Source organism: Pullulanibacillus pueri (assembly GCF_014639255.1).
In the GTDB taxonomy this organism is placed as follows: Bacteria; Bacillota; Bacilli; order Bacillales; family Sporolactobacillaceae; genus Pullulanibacillus; species Pullulanibacillus pueri.
The window spans coordinates 1-16,628 of record NZ_BMFV01000059.1 but is presented as its reverse complement, the minus strand read 5'-3'; the positions used below and the strand labels follow the sequence as shown (position 1 = coordinate 16,628).

The following is a 16,628-nucleotide window of genomic DNA, read 5'->3' as shown; positions in this document are numbered from 1 at the left end:
CACCTGCATAGCAGGTGGTTTATTGTTTCGCACGCTATCGCGAGCTCAACTGACTAAAGTCGTAATGAAACTCGGTGAGCGCTCAAAGACCGATGCCGCCATCTTGTACATCGAGGGGATCGCGAACCCTAAAATTGTAAAAGAAGTTATACGGCGAATGGAAAAGATTGATACCGATGATGTTTCGGAAACGGGGATCATTGAACAATGGATTGAAGATAGCTTCCTATCTCCTTTTCCACAAATTCAACATACCGAAAGACCCGATCGCTGTAAGGCAGCACTCTTGCAGGGGCGCGTGACCATTTTACTCGATAATACCCCGTTTGCATTGATTGTTCCTGTGACTTTTGGACAGCTTTTTCATACACCTGAGGACTATTATGAGCGCTGGATCCTCACCACACTGATTCGGGTTTTAAGGTATATCGCTGCTTTTATATCCGTGTTTTTACCCGGTTTGTACATCTCTCTCGTCTCTTATCAACCAGGGATGATCCCGACCGCACTGACGCTATCGATTGCTTCGACAAGGGATGGGGTCCCCTTTCCAGCAACCATCGAAGCACTTCTTATGTCGATAACAATGGAGCTTCTTCGCGAAGCCGGATTAAGACTACCTAAACCTATTGGGCAAACGGTTGGGGTCGTTGGGGGGCTAGTCATTGGGGATGCCGCGGTTACTGCAGGGGTGGTTAGTCCGATCATGGTCATCGTCATTGCCCTCACGGCGATCGCGACCTTTTCGATTCCGTCGTACAGCATGGCGATCTCACTACGGATTTTACGTTTTGCCATTATATTTGCGGCGGCGCTGTTTGGCATCTATGGTCTCATCATGGTTTATATCATGGTGAACGTTCATTTCGTTAACTTAAAAAGTTTCGGCGTTCCTTACTCAGCTCCTTATGGGCCGCTTATTCCTAGAGACATGAAAGACATTGTGTTGAAAGTCCCTACGATGTTTTTGCGTGAACGTCCAAGGATGTTACAACCCCAAGATAAAATACGCTTAAATCGGAGAAAGAAAAAGGGAGGTCAATAATATGCAGTCATTCGAATACGGTGACTGGGAGGTTGGGACAAAGGAAATCACCTTTTCTGTCTGTTCGATGGTGATCGGTGTCGGGCTCCTAAGTATGCCTCGAGATGTTAATTTAGTCACTTATGTTGCCGATGGCTGGATTTCTATACTTCTTGGCGGTATTTTCGCCATTATTTTTACCTATGTTTGCGCCAAGCTGGCCGCCCGCTTTCCTCGGCAGACGTTCTATGAATATGTTGCTAGCATCACGGCAAAACCCATTGCCTTCATGCTTTCTCTATTACTCGTCTGCCATTTCCTACTGATCTGCTTGTATGAGGTTCGCGTGATCTCAGACATTGCGAAATTATATATCTTTATAAAAACACCTGTAGAAGTGATTTCTCTCGTTTTCTTAATGGTTGTGGTCTATGCGGTGAGAGGGTCAAGCGTTGGTATTTTAAGACTGAATATGATGTTCCTCCCTATTATTTTGTTTATTGTTGCCTTTGTTCACGTCATGAGTCTCAACACTTTTGACATAAATAACTTACGCCCCTTTTTTGTTACTCCACCTATGAATATCTTACAAGGGGCCCAAAAGGCTTATCTTTCGTTTGCTGGATTTGAAATTGTACTTATTTATATAAGCCTTATGAATCAACCCCAAAAGGCTCCGAAAGCCGCGGTGATAGGAATGATCCTACCTTTAGTGATGGGGCTGCTTATTTTTCTTTTTTCTATTGCCATATTCTCAGTTACCACGCAGGAAATCCTTTATCCTGCCATTGAGATGGCGAAAGAGATTTCAACGGACATTGGCTTTTTTGAACGCATTGAAGCACTATTCTTTACGATTTGGATCATGGCCATTTATACGACAGCGACGATGGCTTTTGATGCCGCAGTTTTATCTGCAAAGAGTCTTTTTCCAAAGCTCGATAAAATTCACTTTGTCCTTATTTTCACACCTATTATTTATTTAGTCGCCATGATTCCAAGAAGCTATGATTCCATTCAAAGGTACGGTCAAATCGCTTCCTTTACAAGCATTATCTTTGGCGCCGTTATTCCCACTTTACTTCTTATCCTTTCCTTGATTAGGAGGATTAAAGGTGAACAAACAAACCAAAAAAATCTTAAAAAGGATGCCTAAACCCTTAGTGATATGCTGCTGCGTGAGCCTTCTTTTCCTCACAAGCTGCTGGGACCGTATCGAAATTGAAGATCGTGGCTTCGTGATTGCTATTGGTATTGATTTAAGTGAGTCGGGCCAATATTTACTCACCGAACAAATCGCCGTCCCTGGAGGGCAATCGGCCCAAGCAGGACAAGGCGGAGCGGGTGGCGGAACTTTTTTAAATGTAGTAGGCACAGGACCTTCCATTATGGATATTATCCGTGAGGCTTCCGCTAAAACCAATCGTGCTCCCTTCTATGAACATATAAAAGTTATTCTTATTTCTAAGGATGTCGCAAAGACCCCAAAATTTGATGATGCTTTAGATTTCTTTATTCGTTCACCAGAAATGCGCCGGGCCACAAAGATCATGATTACTGAAGATAAAGCCAGTGATATTTTAAAAAATACACAGCCGGGTGCCACGATTCCAGGATTATATATTGATAAAATTACCGCCAATCCCTATCAGAATGAACGTATTATCTCTCCAACGCTTATTGGTGACATTAACGAAGCCTTGTATCAAGAAAAAAGTTTTATGATTCAACATATTTTTACTAAGCATGAGACGCTTGATATAGAAGGGGCTGCGGTTTTCCATGGAAATACCACTCACTTAGCGGGCATCTTAAGCCCTGAACAAACAGCCGGACTCAGTTTTCTTACGGCGAATGCCAAAGGTGGAACCATTAGTGGGCAGTACCATAATCACGAAATCTCCTTACTCGTCAAAAATTCGGAGAGAAAGATTACAGCGGTTGATCTTAGTCATCCCCAACACCTTAAATTTAAACTGGATATTAATATTGAAGGCAACATGTTAGAAACAGGAACATCCATCAATTTCATAGATACAAGTATCCGAAGCGATATACAAAAAGCCTTTGAAAAATCCTTAAATAAACAAATTCAAGAAACTCTTCAACTGATTCAAAAACAATATACAACTGACATTATTGGCATTTCAGACTACATGCGCATCCACCATTGGGATCGGTGGCAACAAATCGAAAATAACTGGGAGAAAAATAATAAGTATTTTAAGGATGTGGATATTGATGTCAATACATATATCTTTATTCGAAACACGGGAACCATCAACCGAACAAAAAAGGAGAATGATTCAGACGGGAGAGACTAACTGGGTTGAAAATAAATTTCAAAAAATTGGAAGGTCCAGGTCCTTAGTTGGGTTCTGAAAAAATAAGGAACTTCGGCTAAATCCGTCACATCCGTGTGACCCCGCCGAAGCTAGCACTACAACCACTCCAATAAGCAAAGAACACTTTTCAGTGACCCCGACTACCACCCCAAAAAGCAAAAAGCGCTTTTTGGGGACCCCGATTGTGTGTCGAACACTGATCTTACCCAAATCGTAAAAACACGATTTTTCTGCGAGGATTATTTCCTTAGTCCTTGGGGTATGAGGAAAGCGAACGTTCTGAAGTGGAGATCCACATCGCCCTGATGACCAGAAATTTTATATTTTTAGAAAGGACTAGAAGAGCTTTTGGCCTATTAAATCATCATGAAAGGAGAGGGAATAATGTTTCTTTACGTCATTGGTGGCTTGCCCTCCTACTTAGTTTTTTATTGTGCAGCAGTTTCTTTCCTCATTCCTCTAACCGTCTGGAGAATTAATGAGATTCTTCATCAAAAAGGGGATCCCCCTTGGAAACAAGAAGACCAAAAGCGTATGAAGGGACAACAGGAAGGAGAAAATAAGAGTTAAACAAACGGATTTCGGAAACCAAAAGAAAGGGTAAACACCTAAATTGTTGGAACATTTTGTAGATAGGGTGAATAGACTAATGAAAGGATTAGGATTCCTCTCCCTCATTCCCCCTTCAACATCCACCCTATAAAAATAGGAAAGGTGAGTTGACATGAAAAAAGGTAAATCCCCTACGAACCATTATCTCGAGTCTGAGCTCCCATTAGATACCCCGTTAAATCCGGGCATTATAATTTTTAATCAGCCTCGACAAATCGAGCTTTATGAGCAAACGAACTATGATGCTACAAGATCCTCCGAGGATGAACAAAAACAAGGCCCCTTTTAAAATCGCCTGTTCCTCATTAGAGACTGAAAGAGTTTAAAATACTCGAAATAAACCCTCGGAGAATAAGTGGCTTGAAGTGAAAGACGCGAGACTCACAACACTTTAAATAAAGCGTGTTCCTTAGCTCCGCTTTCTCACGGTTGCCTAAAACTAGAGTCCTCGGGACAGTACATGTACGAAAGATTCGCATGGAAGAAGTGGATTATTCCTATAATAGTGAAGGCCGTACCAATGGAGCTCAGCGCCTTCTTGGTGATCAGAATTTTTTATTCTTTCTTTTAAAAAAACTTGGCTAAATGCCAAGTTCCCTTTTAAACTCCACTTTTTAATTAAAGATTTAGCCTGCTTCGTTAGCGATGATTTTTAAACCCTTCTCCTAATACCTCCGTTGCATTAGACACAATCACAAAAGCGGTAGGATCAATCAATTTCACCATTTGTTTTAACTTCGTAATTTCATTTTGTGAAACAACGCAGAGCAAAATCGGACGATGATCTTCAGTAAATCCGCCACGAGCATCCAGGCGAGTGACCCCACGATCAATTTCATTGAGTATTTTTTGCCGTAGAATTTCTTGCTCATTTGAAATAATGAGTGCCATTTTAGAGTTACTGAATCCCATTTGGACAACGTCAATTACTTTTCCTGTTAAATACATGCCAATAAGCGCATATAACGCACTTTCTAAAGATAAGGCGAATGCTGAGCTCACAACGATTAAACCATCGATAATAGCGACACAAGCCCCCAGTGATATCCCCGTATACTTGTGTACAATTTGTGCAACCAGATCCGTTCCTCCTGTTGAGGCATTGCCACGGAACACAATGCCAAGCCCTAACCCGACACCGATTCCTCCAAATAAGCCCCCTAATAAAGGATTCATCGTCGCGGCTTGCCAATCTGAGGTTAAGAATACAACGAAAGGTAAAAATACCGTCCCAATTAACGTTTTAAGAGCATATTGGAAATAGCCAAAACTAGAACCCAAAAGTAAAATGCCAATAATAAATAAGGGAATATTAAGCGCCCACTGCACATAAGAGGGCTGAATCCCTATCGTCCAGTGAAGAATGGTACTGATCCCACTTACGCCACCAGAGGCCACCTTATTAGGGAGTAAAAAAAGATTAAAGGAAATCGCTACAAGCGCGGAACCAATTAATACATACACATAATCAATAATTAAGCGCATCGGCTTATTATCTGTCACTCTCTGTCTTCTTTTCATACTCTACCTACTTTCGCACCAACCACAAAACTTCATATGCTGAAAATACCGTGGTGTTATTCATACTTTATCCAAATTCCCCTACTTATTATAAGGAGGAATACTTATTTCGACAACAGCATCCCTATAAAGCAACTGAAAGATAGTGAGGTAATGATTTAAAGGGCTAAACGAAAGCAAACTTTTGTGAATTTTAGGTTGGTTTTGTGGATAATGATTGGTTTCGGGCGCCCGACCTCTGCTTTTATGAGTTGGGGGCTGTTTTTTGTGAGTTGAGGGCTTCGATTTGCGAGTGAGATCCTTCCTTTTGTTAGTCAGGCTCTTCTTTTGGGCGCCATTTGATTGTCACAGCTTTCTTTCGGGCGCTCGACCTCTGCTTTTGGGAGTTGAAGGCTGTTTTTGTGAGTTGAGGGCTTCCATTTGCGAGTGAGATCCTTCCTTTTGTTAGTCAGGCTCTTATTTTGGGCGCCATTTGATTGTCACAGCTTTCTTTCGGGCGCCCGACCTCTGCTTTTATGAGTTGGGGGCTGTTTTTTGTGAGTTGAGGGCTTCGATTTGCGAGTGAGATCCCTCCTTTTGTTAGTCAGGCTCTTCTTTTGGGCGGCATTTGCAAGTCACAGCTTTCTTTCGGGCGTTCAACCGCTGCTTTTGCTAGTAGGATCCTTGTTTTGTGAGTCGACTACTTAGATTTGTCAGAGATTACCTCCGTTTTCTGCCCGTTCTCTCTTTTATGAGATAATCTGGATTCAAGATAAGAAAAACCAGGCTGCTACCCGGTCCTTATTCATTCAGGCATTAAAAAATTCTTTTTTACCAAAAGGCAGCATCAGCAATCCAGTTGATTGGAACGGAAGGCGCGAGACTCCTTCGGGAACAGCACGTGTCCGAAGATCCACTTGGGAAACAAAGTATTCATTTCCCAAGTTAGCTGAGGCCGTGCCCGAGGAAAGCGAGCGACCTGAAGAGGAAATCAACACCATCCACTCTTTCAATATCCAAATAATTGCATTTACCCAAAAGGACACTCATAAAGAATTCAACTTATAAATTCTGGTGTTTTACGAATAAAACCTTAACCCGCCTATAAAGCGGATTAAGGTTTTATTATTGATTAATGAAGTTGTTGTCTGAGATAGGCGTCGATAAAGGGATCAAGGTCTCCATCCATAACGCTATTGACGTTTCCAATTTCAACACCAGTACGATGGTCTTTTACCATTGAATAAGGATGGAAGACGTAGGAGCGAATCTGGCTCCCCCAACCGATTTCTTTTTGCTCACCGCGAATCTCATCGAGTTCTGCTTTTTGCTTCTCAAGCTCTAATTGATAGAGCTTGGCTTTCAGCATTTTCATCGCATGTTCACGGTTCTTAATTTGCGACCGTTCCGATTGACAGGTCACAATCGTATTCGTCGGTAAGTGGGTGATCCGCACGGCTGAATCCGTCGTGTTGACGTGCTGACCCCCAGCCCCACTCGAACGATAAGTATCTATTTTCAAATCCTCTGTTCGAATGTCGATATCGACATCATCATTCATTTCTGGAACAACTTCACAGGAAACGAAAGAAGTATGTCTGCGGCCGGAAGCATCAAAAGGAGAAATACGTACTAAACGGTGAACTCCCTTTTCAGCCTTTAAATAACCATAAGCATTGTGACCTTTAATCAACAAGGTAACACTTTTGACTCCCGCTTCATCACCGGGTAAGTAATCGACAGTTTCAACGGAAAAGCCTTGGTCCTCAGCCCAGCGTGTGTACATTCTAAGCAACATGGATGCCCAGTCTTGAGACTCTGTCCCCCCTGCACCTGGATGAAGCTCGAGAATCGCATTATTTTTATCCAAAGGATCATTTAAAAGCATTTCCAACTCAAAATCATCAAATACCTTGCGAAGCTGTGTCATATTTGATTCTAAGTCTTCGCGAAGCTCTGGATCGTCTTCTTCTTTCAACAACTCATAAGAGACGGCGAGGTTTTCATAGCCCTCTTCCATTTCTTTAAAGCCATTGACTTTATCCTTTAATGCATTGACTTCACCAATCACAGTTTGCGCTTTTTCCTGATCGTCCCAAAATCCCGGGAGCGCCATTTGTTCTTCTAAAACTTGAATACGTTCTTCTTTGTTAGCGAGGTCAAAGAGACCCCCTATATTCATCGAGCTTCGCTTCCATATATTCAAGCCCGGTTTTGATTTCTGTTAAATCCATATAACCACTCCTATTAAAGGGCAATAAAATGTCTGAGTCCCCCCATGTACCTTTTAACACCCTATCTTATTTCTAAAAATTGTCTTAAACATGGGGATGCCCCGTATAATGACGGGGCAGTCCTTGCTTTTTAATTATTCATTTAACCCGTGGCAGTTCTTATATTTCTTTCCGCTACCGCATGGGCATAAAGCATTGCGGCCAATTTTTTCGCCTTTACGAACAGGTTGAAGTTTTTTCACCTTTTCTTCCTGATCGCCACCTGGGTGAACAGCCTCACCTTCAGCCACTTTTTCCCGCTGCATATTTTGCTCAATTTGTGCTCTCATAATGTACGTGACCACTTCTTCTTCAATAGAGGTGACCATCTCTTCAAACATTTGGAAGCCTTCTAATTGATATTCACGGAAAGGATCGACTTGACCATAGGCACGGAGGTGAATGCCCTCACGTAGTTGTTCCATGGCATCGATATGATCCATCCACTTAGTATCAACTGCACGGAGCATGATGACACGTTCAAATTCACTCATTTGTTCTGGCGTAAATTGTTCTTCTTTTGCCTCTAAAGCAGCCAGTGCTTTTTCAAAAATAACTTCTACCATCTCTTCAGGATCTTTTCCTTTAAGATCGGCCTCAGTGAGAGCCCCTTCGTTCAGTAACGTATTGTTGATATAATCAACAATCGCCTTGAGGTTCCAATCCTCTTCAACTTCACTCTCAGGCGTATGGGCTTGGACATGACGCTCAATAACAGATTTCATCATTTCCTTGATATCATCGTGAAGATTTTCAGATTCAAGCACTTCAGAACGTTGTTTATAAATAATTTCACGCTGCTGACGCATGACATCATCAAATTGGAGTAACTGCTTACGAGCATCGAAGTTGTTTCCTTCTACTCGTTTCTGAGCCGATTCAACCGAACGGGAGACCAATTTACTCTCAATCGGTTGATCATCCCCCATGCCAAGCCGTTCCATCATCGACTGCATACGCTCTGAACCAAAGCGCCGCATTAGCTCGTCTTCCATGGAAAGATAGAATTGAGAAACCCCTGGATCCCCTTGACGTCCAGAACGTCCACGGAGCTGATTGTCAATACGACGTGATTCGTGTCGCTCAGTGCCTATAATATAGAGACCCCCGAGTTCCTTGACCCCTTCACCCAGTTTAATATCGGTTCCACGACCGGCCATGTTTGTCGCAATCGTAACCGCTCCATACTGTCCAGCACCTTCGATGATTTCCGCTTCACGCGCATGATTTTTTGCGTTCAACACATTATGTGGAATCCCTTTTTTCTTTAAAAGTTTAGAGATAAGCTCTGAAGTCTCAACCGCGACTGTCCCAACAAGCACGGGTTGTCCAGTCTGATGGGCACGGCTGATTTCCTCAACAACAGCTTTAAACTTACCTTCCATTGATTTAAAGATAAGATCGGGTCTATCATCTCTGACTACCGGTCGGTTAGTCGGAATCACAATAACATCCATGTTGTAAATGCTCTGGAATTCTTCTTCCTCTGTTTTAGCCGTACCGGTCATCCCTGAAAGCTTATTGTACATCCGGAAATAGTTCTGGAATGTAATGGTGGCTAACGTTTTTGACTCACGCTGTATTTGCAAGCCTTCCTTCGCTTCAATCGCTTGGTGGAGTCCTTCACTATAACGACGTCCAGCCATTAGACGACCAGTAAATTGGTCAACAATGACAATTTCGCCATCCTTTACAACATAATCCGTATCCAAATGCATAATAGCATGAGCTTTCAATGCCTGATGGACGTGATGGTTTAACTGAACATTTTTATTATCAAAAAGGTTGTCGATATTGAAGAAGTTCTCTGCCTTCGTAATCCCTTCTTCAGTCAATTGAGCCGATTTTGTCTTTAAATCAACTGTGTAATCTTCGCCTTCTTTTAGCAAACGGGCAAATTGATTAGCCTGCGTATAAAGGATTGTCGATTTCTCAGCGGAACCCGAAATAATCAACGGGGTTCTCGCTTCATCAATTAATACGGAGTCCACTTCATCGATAATCGCAAAGTTTAAACCGCGTTGGACCATTTCTTCTTTATAAAGCACCATATTATCCCGCAAATAGTCAAATCCATATTCATTGTTTGTACCGTAAGTGATATCTGCTCGATAAGCTTCTTGCTTCTCGTCATGAGACATCCCTGCGACATTCAAACCAACAGAAAGACCAAGAAAATTGAATAACTCACCCATCTCTTCAGCATCACGAGCAGCCAAGTATTCGTTCACGGTCACAAGATGGACACCTTTTCCTTCAAGGGCATTGAGATAAAGGGGCATCGTCGCAACCAGCGTTTTACCTTCCCCCGTTTTCATCTCGGAAATATTTCCGTTATGAAGCGCAATTGCACCTAAAATTTGAACAAAATAAGGAGTCATTCCAAGTACACGCGTTGAGGCTTCACGAACAACCGCAAAGGCTTCTGGAAGAAGGTCATCGAGTGTTTCGCCCTTTTGCAAACGGCCTTTAAACTCATCGGTCTTACCACGAAGCTCAGCGTCACTAAGACCTTTCATCTTATCAGCGAGCGCATCAACTTCCTTAGCCACCTTGTCCCATTTGTTTAATTGTCGTTGACTGGGGTCTCCAACAATTTTCTTCAGTAATCCCATCATGTTTAAACACCTCGTTTATGATTAAAACAAAAATTGGCTTTGGCCAAATATAATGTGTAACTTTAGACAGTGAACGTTACTTCTCGCACTCTATGTGCATTGAAACGCTTGGACATTTACTGGCCGTATTCTCTTCCTAGCCCCTCAATTAGAATTCTCAAAGTTTTTTTAGGGAGTGACTATCCGCCTGCATTTTTACGGGGAATGGTGTTCCTTAGCATTTTTCTTCTTTACTATTTCCCCTCAATTTCAAAGAGAATCGCTCATTTAATCATTAGTATGTCATTTTTAAAACTGTGTATATAGACTCACTCTACTATTTTAACAAAATTATGAAACCGTCGCAATTATGTGCTAAAGAAGGTCATAAAAAAATCAAGGGCCGTTCCTCCTAGAAGATGAAAATCATCCTTTTGGTTATACGGTTTCCAGCTTTTCCCTTGTCGAACTTGTCATTTATTTCCGAGGAAATAGTCGAAGATTTTCTCCGACTATGACTTATGGCCTAAAAACAGAGATGCGGAGCCTCGAATGTTGTTGGGAATGGGAATAGGTGGAGTCGAATCGGATTTGGACTCAATTTGGTTTAGTCCTCTTTCTTCTGTCCGAAGTACTCTCATCTTCGGACTCATTCGGGCTTATTTCTCTCTTTTCTGTCTGAAGTGCGTCCATCTTCGGACTTATTCTGGCTTATTTCTCTTTCTTCTGTCTGAAGTGCTCTCATCTTCGGACTCATTCGGGCTTATTTCTCTTTCTTCTGTCTGAAGTACACTCCACTTCGGACTCATTCGGGCTTATTTCTCTCTTTTCTGTCTGAAGTGCTCTCATCTTCGGACTCATTCTGGCTTATTTCTCTCTTTTCTGTCTGAAGGGCGTCCATCTTCGGACTTAATCTGGCTTAATACTCTTTCTTCTGTCTAAAGTACACTCCACTTCGGACTCATTCTGGCTTATTTCTCTCTTTTCTGTCTGAAGTGCTCTCATCTTCGGACTCATTCTGGCTTATTTCTCTTTCTTCTGTCTGAAGTACACTCCACTTCGGACTCATTCGGGCTTATTTCTCTCTTTTCTGTCTGAAGTACACTCCACTTCGGACTCATTCTGACTTATTTCTCTCTTTTCTGTCTGAAGTGCGTCCATCTTCGGACTCATTCGGGCTTATTTCTCTTTCTTCTGTCCGAAGTGCTCCCATCTTCGGACTCAATCTGACTTAATACTCCCATCAATGTCTTAAGAAAGTGTACCCTTTCATCTGTTAGTCGTTCTTTAAAGGATAAGGGCTTTAAAATTCATCAATCCAAGGTTTTCCTCTTAAAACCTTACTTCCTGCGTCACTTAAACCCGCTTATTTATCCAAAAAACCGATCGGCATAAGGGTGCCGACCGGTTGTTATTCTCTTATTTAAGATATTTAACTTTCTTGTTCAATCAAGCCGTATTTGCCGTCTTTTCTTTTGTAGACAACATTCGTTAGGCCTGTTTCAGAATTAGAAAAGACGAAGAAGTTGTGTCCGAGCATATCCATTTGTAAAATGGCCTCTTCAGCATCCATTGGTTTAAGATTAAAACGCTTTGTACGCACAATGTCAAAACTGGATTCTTCCTCATCGTCTACATCCATTATTGCAGCTGTGTTTCCTTGAAATGCGTATTGTGCCATTCTCTTCGTGCCACTCATTTGCCTGTTTTTGCGGTTAACCTTCGTTTTATATTTTCGGATCTGTCTTTCCAGTTTTTCAACAACAAGATCGATCGCGGCATATAAATCTGAATGTGCCTCTTCGGCTCTCAAGAGCATTTCTTGCATCGGTATCGTCACTTCAATCACTTGCTCATTATTATGAACGTGTAAATTGATGTGTACATCTGAGTGAATTTCAGAATCGAAGTACCGCTCTAGCTTGGAGATCTTCCTTTCGGCGTACTGTCTTAATGAAGTCGTCACCGTCAAGTTTTCACCACGAATGTTAAAATTCATTGGAACTCCTCCTATGCATTTGCAAGTTCTTAACACGAATTACAGCTTACACACATACTATTCGACACGGCTTACTCATATCCCTTTTTGCAGCTTAAAATTCAAAAAAACTTAAATCGGGATACCCTCCATTCAATGGATTTCTTTATGATTTTGCTCGGATAATCTTAACTCTATCAATCATTATCCTTACTCTATTATTACACATTCCAGGCCATTTTTAAACCTGAAAAACTTGGAGATTTACCACACTTTAAAGCTAGAAAAGCTAAAAACCCGCACGGAGGCGGGCACACTCTATCAAAGAGATTTCATTAATTTTGTACATATTGTTGTAGCTTTGTTTCAGCTTGTTGTTTCCAATCATGATAACTCGGTGAGAGGTTTTTTAAGACATAGTGAGTCACTTTTTCTTGGTGCTGGGTGTAGAGATCATTCCGCTCCCCGAAATCACCAACAATGCTTTCAAATACATCGATACTGGCGTTAAACCCATCATCACTAATTAAAATGCGTAGCTGTTGGTTTGCTTTATCCATCTGCATCCAAGCAGAAACAATATTAGGCATCATCGCTTGTACTGCTTTCGTTTGCATGATTAGGGGCTTTTCATCTATATACGTAAAGGCCTGATCAACAGTGTTTAACAAACCTATATATTCTCGAATAAAAAGGATATCTGTTTCTTTCAATAGTTTCCTCTCCTTACTTTCGTTTGTCTAAAAACGCACCATCTTGATGCATATTGGCGTAAGGATTTTGATAGCGTTGGCGTGTCTGCTGCTTCGCTTTGATCAACCGCCGACCCCTTTGAATATCATGAAAAACACGTTGAAGCTGCCCTGTAATCTCTGGCTCAAGTTCAAGCAATTGCTTCTTTAATTCATCGTGTTCATTGAAGGCTACTCTATCAAAGGCCTGAAGTCTTTTTATAAATACCTCGCGCTCATCTAAAAGCGTCTGAATCTCTTCAATAAAAGCACTGCGATCCTCTTTTCGCTTCTCATAAGATTGCAAGAGCTGCACTAATGCTTTGGATTTATCGTAAAGCGTCTTAAGGATCTCGTCTACAGTGATATCCTGCTCTAAAACCATCATACCCGTCCTGCAGCTTGTTTATAATTTTGTTGCCGCGTTATTTGAATGGCCTGTTTCCAGGTATCACGGAAGCCAGTAACCATCTCCTCGATTTCATCAAGGATCGCTACATCTGATTTTAGATTCGCCTCGATTAAACGTCTTTTCATATAATCATATAAAGACATAAGATTCTTTGACAGCTCAATGTCCATATTTAATGTCGTCATGAGTTCGGTAATGATATTTTGTGCCTTTTGTAAATTCGTATTTTTAGCTTGTATGTCCTTTGCATCAATGGCTAATTTCCCTTGTTTAATAAACTTTAGACAGCCATTATAAAGCATTAATGTAAGTTCACCTGGTGTAGCTGTTGTGACTGAATTTTGTTGATAGGCTTGATAGGGATTTGCCATAATCCTTGCCTCCTTCGAAATTATCGTTTTCTATCTGGAGTTTATTAGCCTCCGAGCATGCTTGTCAGATACCCTGATTGCTGGTTGGCTTGCTCAATGGCTTGCTCCATTGCTGAAAATTGATTGTAATACCGCGTCTGCAAATCAGAAAGGCGATCTTGCATATCATCTATTTTATCTTCATAATCATGAATGCTCTTTCCAAGAGCAAATTGATCATAAGTACTCGTTGCTTTTCCGGCCTTCTGCGTAACATCGGCCATCGTTTTGTCCAAGGAATCTGTCAGACGCTTCATAATCCCTTGATCACTATAGTCATCACTTGAATGCGTAAAGATATCCATCACAGCTTCAGGATTAGAAGCAATCGCTGCTTTTAAGTCCGTTTCACTGATGACAAGCTTTCCTTTATCCTGGTAATTACTCGATGTCGTAATTCCGATTTCTGCTAATTGATCAAAAGCGCTGTCCACGCCACCGACACTTGAATACAAGTCTTGTCGCATCTTCGTTAAACCACTCGACAAGATTGTATCTTGGGAAAGCATACCGCTCTTCGCTTTGTCCGTCCAGAGCTCGACTTGATTATCTGTCATTTCACTTTCTTGTTCATCGGTTAGCGGAGCGTAGTCACGATAGCGTTCCTCACCTAGCTTATCATTAATCTTAGCGATCGTATCGTTATATTTATCGACCCAATCTTTTATCTTATCATAAATGCCATTAGTATCATCCGCAACAGTCACTGTTACCGGAGCATCAATTTTATCTTTTAAAGTAAAAGTCGAGCCATTAATCGTAAAAGTATTAGTATGTCTGGTGGTTGCTAGTCCATTGATTGTTACGTTAGCATCTGTACCATTGGCAACTCCATCTGTGGTTAACTTTAAAGAGTTGGTCAAAAAGTCACCATCGAAGGTTATATCCTTATCCTCACCCTCGCCAGAAGTGTACGTTCCCGTGACATTGCTAACAATGGAAATCTTTTGCGACGCGTCATCATAAAACGCCGTGATATTAGCACCTGAATTATTAATCTTACTTATCATCTGGTCCATCGTATCTGTAGGCGCAAACGATATATCATGATCCTGCATATTCCCATCGGCATCCGGAGTGCTAATCGTGCTCTTTAAAGCCCCATCAGCAAATTCCCCATAGGAATAATCAGTAGTGATCTTATCTCCCTTTTTCAGGGTGTTATTGAACATCATTAAACCTGAATCCGGTTCAATCCACACTTTATTTTCGGAATCCGAGTTATTAAAATCATCCTGATTATAAAAAACATCATAGTCCATGCCATTGACATTGACGGAAGTTGTTTTCGTATCGTCAATCAATGTATTTTTAAGTTGAAAAAGCGTCCCGTCTTTATCAACATCTGTTTCCTCACCGGTCACATCTTTTATTTGATATTGGCCGTCCGTTCCATCAGACAAATTCAGTGCGTCACGCATCGCCCATACACTTAGTGTGGCATCATAGGGGATATCGGCTGTATTATCGTCATTGTCGCTTCCAATTTTACCACTCTGAGCATTGGCAGCCGTAGCCAACGTCGCATTAGAGATTGTATAAGAAGTCTTCGGACTGTTAGCACTTGCTACAGCGGTTATTTTACTTTCATCATTTGACGTCGCTGTCCGAGATAAGTAAGAAGACTGAAGCGTCATGTTAAAAGTCGATGTTCTCAAGTCTAAGAGTAGACTATTCATATCTCGGTAATCGTCTTGTTGCCACTGCAGTAATTGTTTTTGTTGCTCTAATTGCGTCAGTGGCACACGTTCTGCTTGCATTAATTTATCAACCATGGAATCAATATCCAAACCACTTGCCAAGCCGAACATTCGATTGCCGCTTGTAGCGCTTGAACTTGAACTCGTTGATACACTACTTAATGGATCTGCCATTCATAACTCCTCCTGACACTTTTAATGCTTATCGTAAAACTCAATTAATATAGAGAGTTCCAATCTGAACAAACCTCAATGTTGCTTCAACTTAAATCTTTTTATCCACAAGAAAGCCAAATAATTGAAGTGTGGATGCATACCTATCAAGGAATTTTTTCGGTGGAATTTCCCTAAGCACCTGATTGTTGTCTGTATCAATGACCTGAACATAATATTGATTTAACTTATCATGCAAAATAAAATGGAGCGCCGTATGATGTGGTTGGATCAATTGATTGATCTGTTCAACAGCAGTCTTAAGCTCTTCCTTTGTCTGTCGCTTCTCACCTTGATCCTGATCTAGTAACCTTGCATCGGGTGTCAATGTCATGGCATGACCTCGGTTACTCTGTGCTGACTGAACATGAGCGCTTGAAGTGATCGCCAACTCCATGCTCTTCCCCTCACTGTTTACTTGTTCTATAGTATTTATCGACGGGAAATGGACATTTGTTTAGAGGGAAATTTTATTAATTTTATCAGTTTAAGTACTTTATATTTTTATAGAAATCTCACTGGGGAGTTAGGTTTAACTTAGTTATACGTACCATTAAGTTCCGTTATTAAGAGGTTAAGAAGGACTTAGATCGCATTAAAAAACAAAAATAATTATTTAAGGGTATTGTTACATAAGAAAAATAAGTGTCTTGTATAGTTTACATAGTTTTTTAGAAAAGAGAACGAGAAAGGGATCTGAAGAAATCTTGGAGATATATATCGTTTTTTCGAGGGTTGCAAAGTTAAGCATTCAGGTTTTTTTCTTATTACTCAAACTTCGCACCTAAATAAGTTGGGAAAAGTCTAGAGTCTCTTTAATTCAATATTGTTTC

The 16,628-nt window shown here is 41.2% G+C and carries 14 protein-coding genes; 5 read left to right on the top strand and 9 right to left on the bottom strand.

The features are described 5' to 3' along the window. The 5 genes from IEV91_RS20960 to IEV91_RS20940 form a co-directional block, all read left to right on the top strand. A partial coding sequence (locus IEV91_RS20960) for a spore germination protein (RefSeq protein ID WP_229745683.1) occupies positions 1-1,045 on the top strand: 1,045 nt, incomplete at its 5' end. Between the two features lies 1 nt (position 1,046). After that, the gene (locus IEV91_RS20955; RefSeq protein WP_188499376.1) at positions 1,047-2,180 is read left to right on the top strand and encodes a GerAB/ArcD/ProY family transporter; all 1,134 of its coding nucleotides are present in this window, start codon (positions 1,047-1,049) and stop codon (positions 2,178-2,180) included. Further along, a complete protein-coding gene (locus IEV91_RS20950) occupies positions 2,140-3,348 on the top strand; it encodes a Ger(x)C family spore germination protein (protein ID WP_188499375.1) in 1,209 nt (402 codons plus the stop codon). The genes IEV91_RS20955 and IEV91_RS20950 overlap by 41 nt, the downstream gene beginning before the upstream one ends. A 405-nt stretch (positions 3,349-3,753) precedes the next feature. Further along, entirely contained in the window at positions 3,754-3,939 is a 186-nt protein-coding gene (locus tag IEV91_RS20945; protein ID WP_188499374.1) for a hypothetical protein, read from the top strand. A 154-nt stretch (positions 3,940-4,093) separates the two neighbouring features. After that, the gene (locus IEV91_RS20940) at positions 4,094-4,270 is read left to right on the top strand and encodes a hypothetical protein (RefSeq protein WP_188499373.1); all 177 of its coding nucleotides are present in this window, start codon (positions 4,094-4,096) and stop codon (positions 4,268-4,270) included. Positions 4,271-4,620: 350 nt separating this feature from the next. Here IEV91_RS20940 and IEV91_RS20935 read toward each other — a convergent pair whose 3' ends face one another. The 9 genes from IEV91_RS20935 to IEV91_RS20895 all read right to left on the bottom strand — a co-directional run bounded on the left by IEV91_RS20935 (position 4,621) and on the right by IEV91_RS20895 (position 16,192). Next, positions 4,621-5,502 carry a YitT family protein gene (locus IEV91_RS20935; RefSeq protein ID WP_188499372.1) on the bottom strand — a complete coding sequence of 294 codons (882 nt, stop codon included), beginning with the start codon at positions 5,500-5,502 and terminating at the stop codon, positions 4,621-4,623. A 1,111-nt stretch (positions 5,503-6,613) separates the two neighbouring features. Beyond that, positions 6,614-7,715, bottom strand: a protein-coding gene (gene prfB / locus IEV91_RS20930) for a peptide chain release factor 2 (protein WP_188499371.1) whose coding sequence is annotated in 2 segments (ribosomal slippage) — positions 6,614-7,642 and positions 7,644-7,715 — 1,101 coding nt in all. Because the reading frame shifts where the segments join, the coding sequence is not laid out codon by codon here. A 134-nt stretch (positions 7,716-7,849) separates the two neighbouring features. Next, a complete protein-coding gene (gene secA, locus IEV91_RS20925) occupies positions 7,850-10,372 on the bottom strand; it encodes a preprotein translocase subunit SecA (RefSeq protein WP_188499370.1) in 2,523 nt (840 codons plus the stop codon). Between the two features lie 1,411 nt (positions 10,373-11,783). Next, positions 11,784-12,350, bottom strand: a complete 567-nt coding sequence (hpf, locus tag IEV91_RS20920) for a ribosome hibernation-promoting factor, HPF/YfiA family (RefSeq protein ID WP_188499369.1) — start codon at positions 12,348-12,350, stop codon at positions 11,784-11,786. Positions 12,351-12,664: 314 nt separating this feature from the next. Further along, a complete protein-coding gene (locus IEV91_RS20915; protein WP_188499368.1) occupies positions 12,665-13,042 on the bottom strand; it encodes a DUF8042 domain-containing protein in 378 nt (125 codons plus the stop codon). 13 nt (positions 13,043-13,055) lie between these two features. Beyond that, entirely contained in the window at positions 13,056-13,445 is a 390-nt protein-coding gene (gene fliT, locus IEV91_RS20910; protein WP_188499367.1) for a flagellar protein FliT, read from the bottom strand. After that, entirely contained in the window at positions 13,445-13,843 is a 399-nt protein-coding gene (gene fliS / locus IEV91_RS20905) for a flagellar export chaperone FliS (protein WP_188499366.1), read from the bottom strand. The genes fliT and fliS overlap by 1 nt, the downstream gene beginning before the upstream one ends. A 44-nt stretch (positions 13,844-13,887) precedes the next feature. Continuing rightward, complete coding sequence (locus IEV91_RS20900) at positions 13,888-15,756, bottom strand: flagellar hook-associated protein 2 (RefSeq protein ID WP_188499365.1); 1,869 nt, start codon at positions 15,754-15,756, stop codon at positions 13,888-13,890. A gap of 91 nt (positions 15,757-15,847) precedes the next feature. Next, positions 15,848-16,192, bottom strand: coding sequence for a flagellar protein FlaG (locus tag IEV91_RS20895; RefSeq protein ID WP_188499364.1), 345 nt, complete (start codon positions 16,190-16,192; stop codon positions 15,848-15,850). Positions 16,193-16,628: the final 436 nt, after the last annotated feature.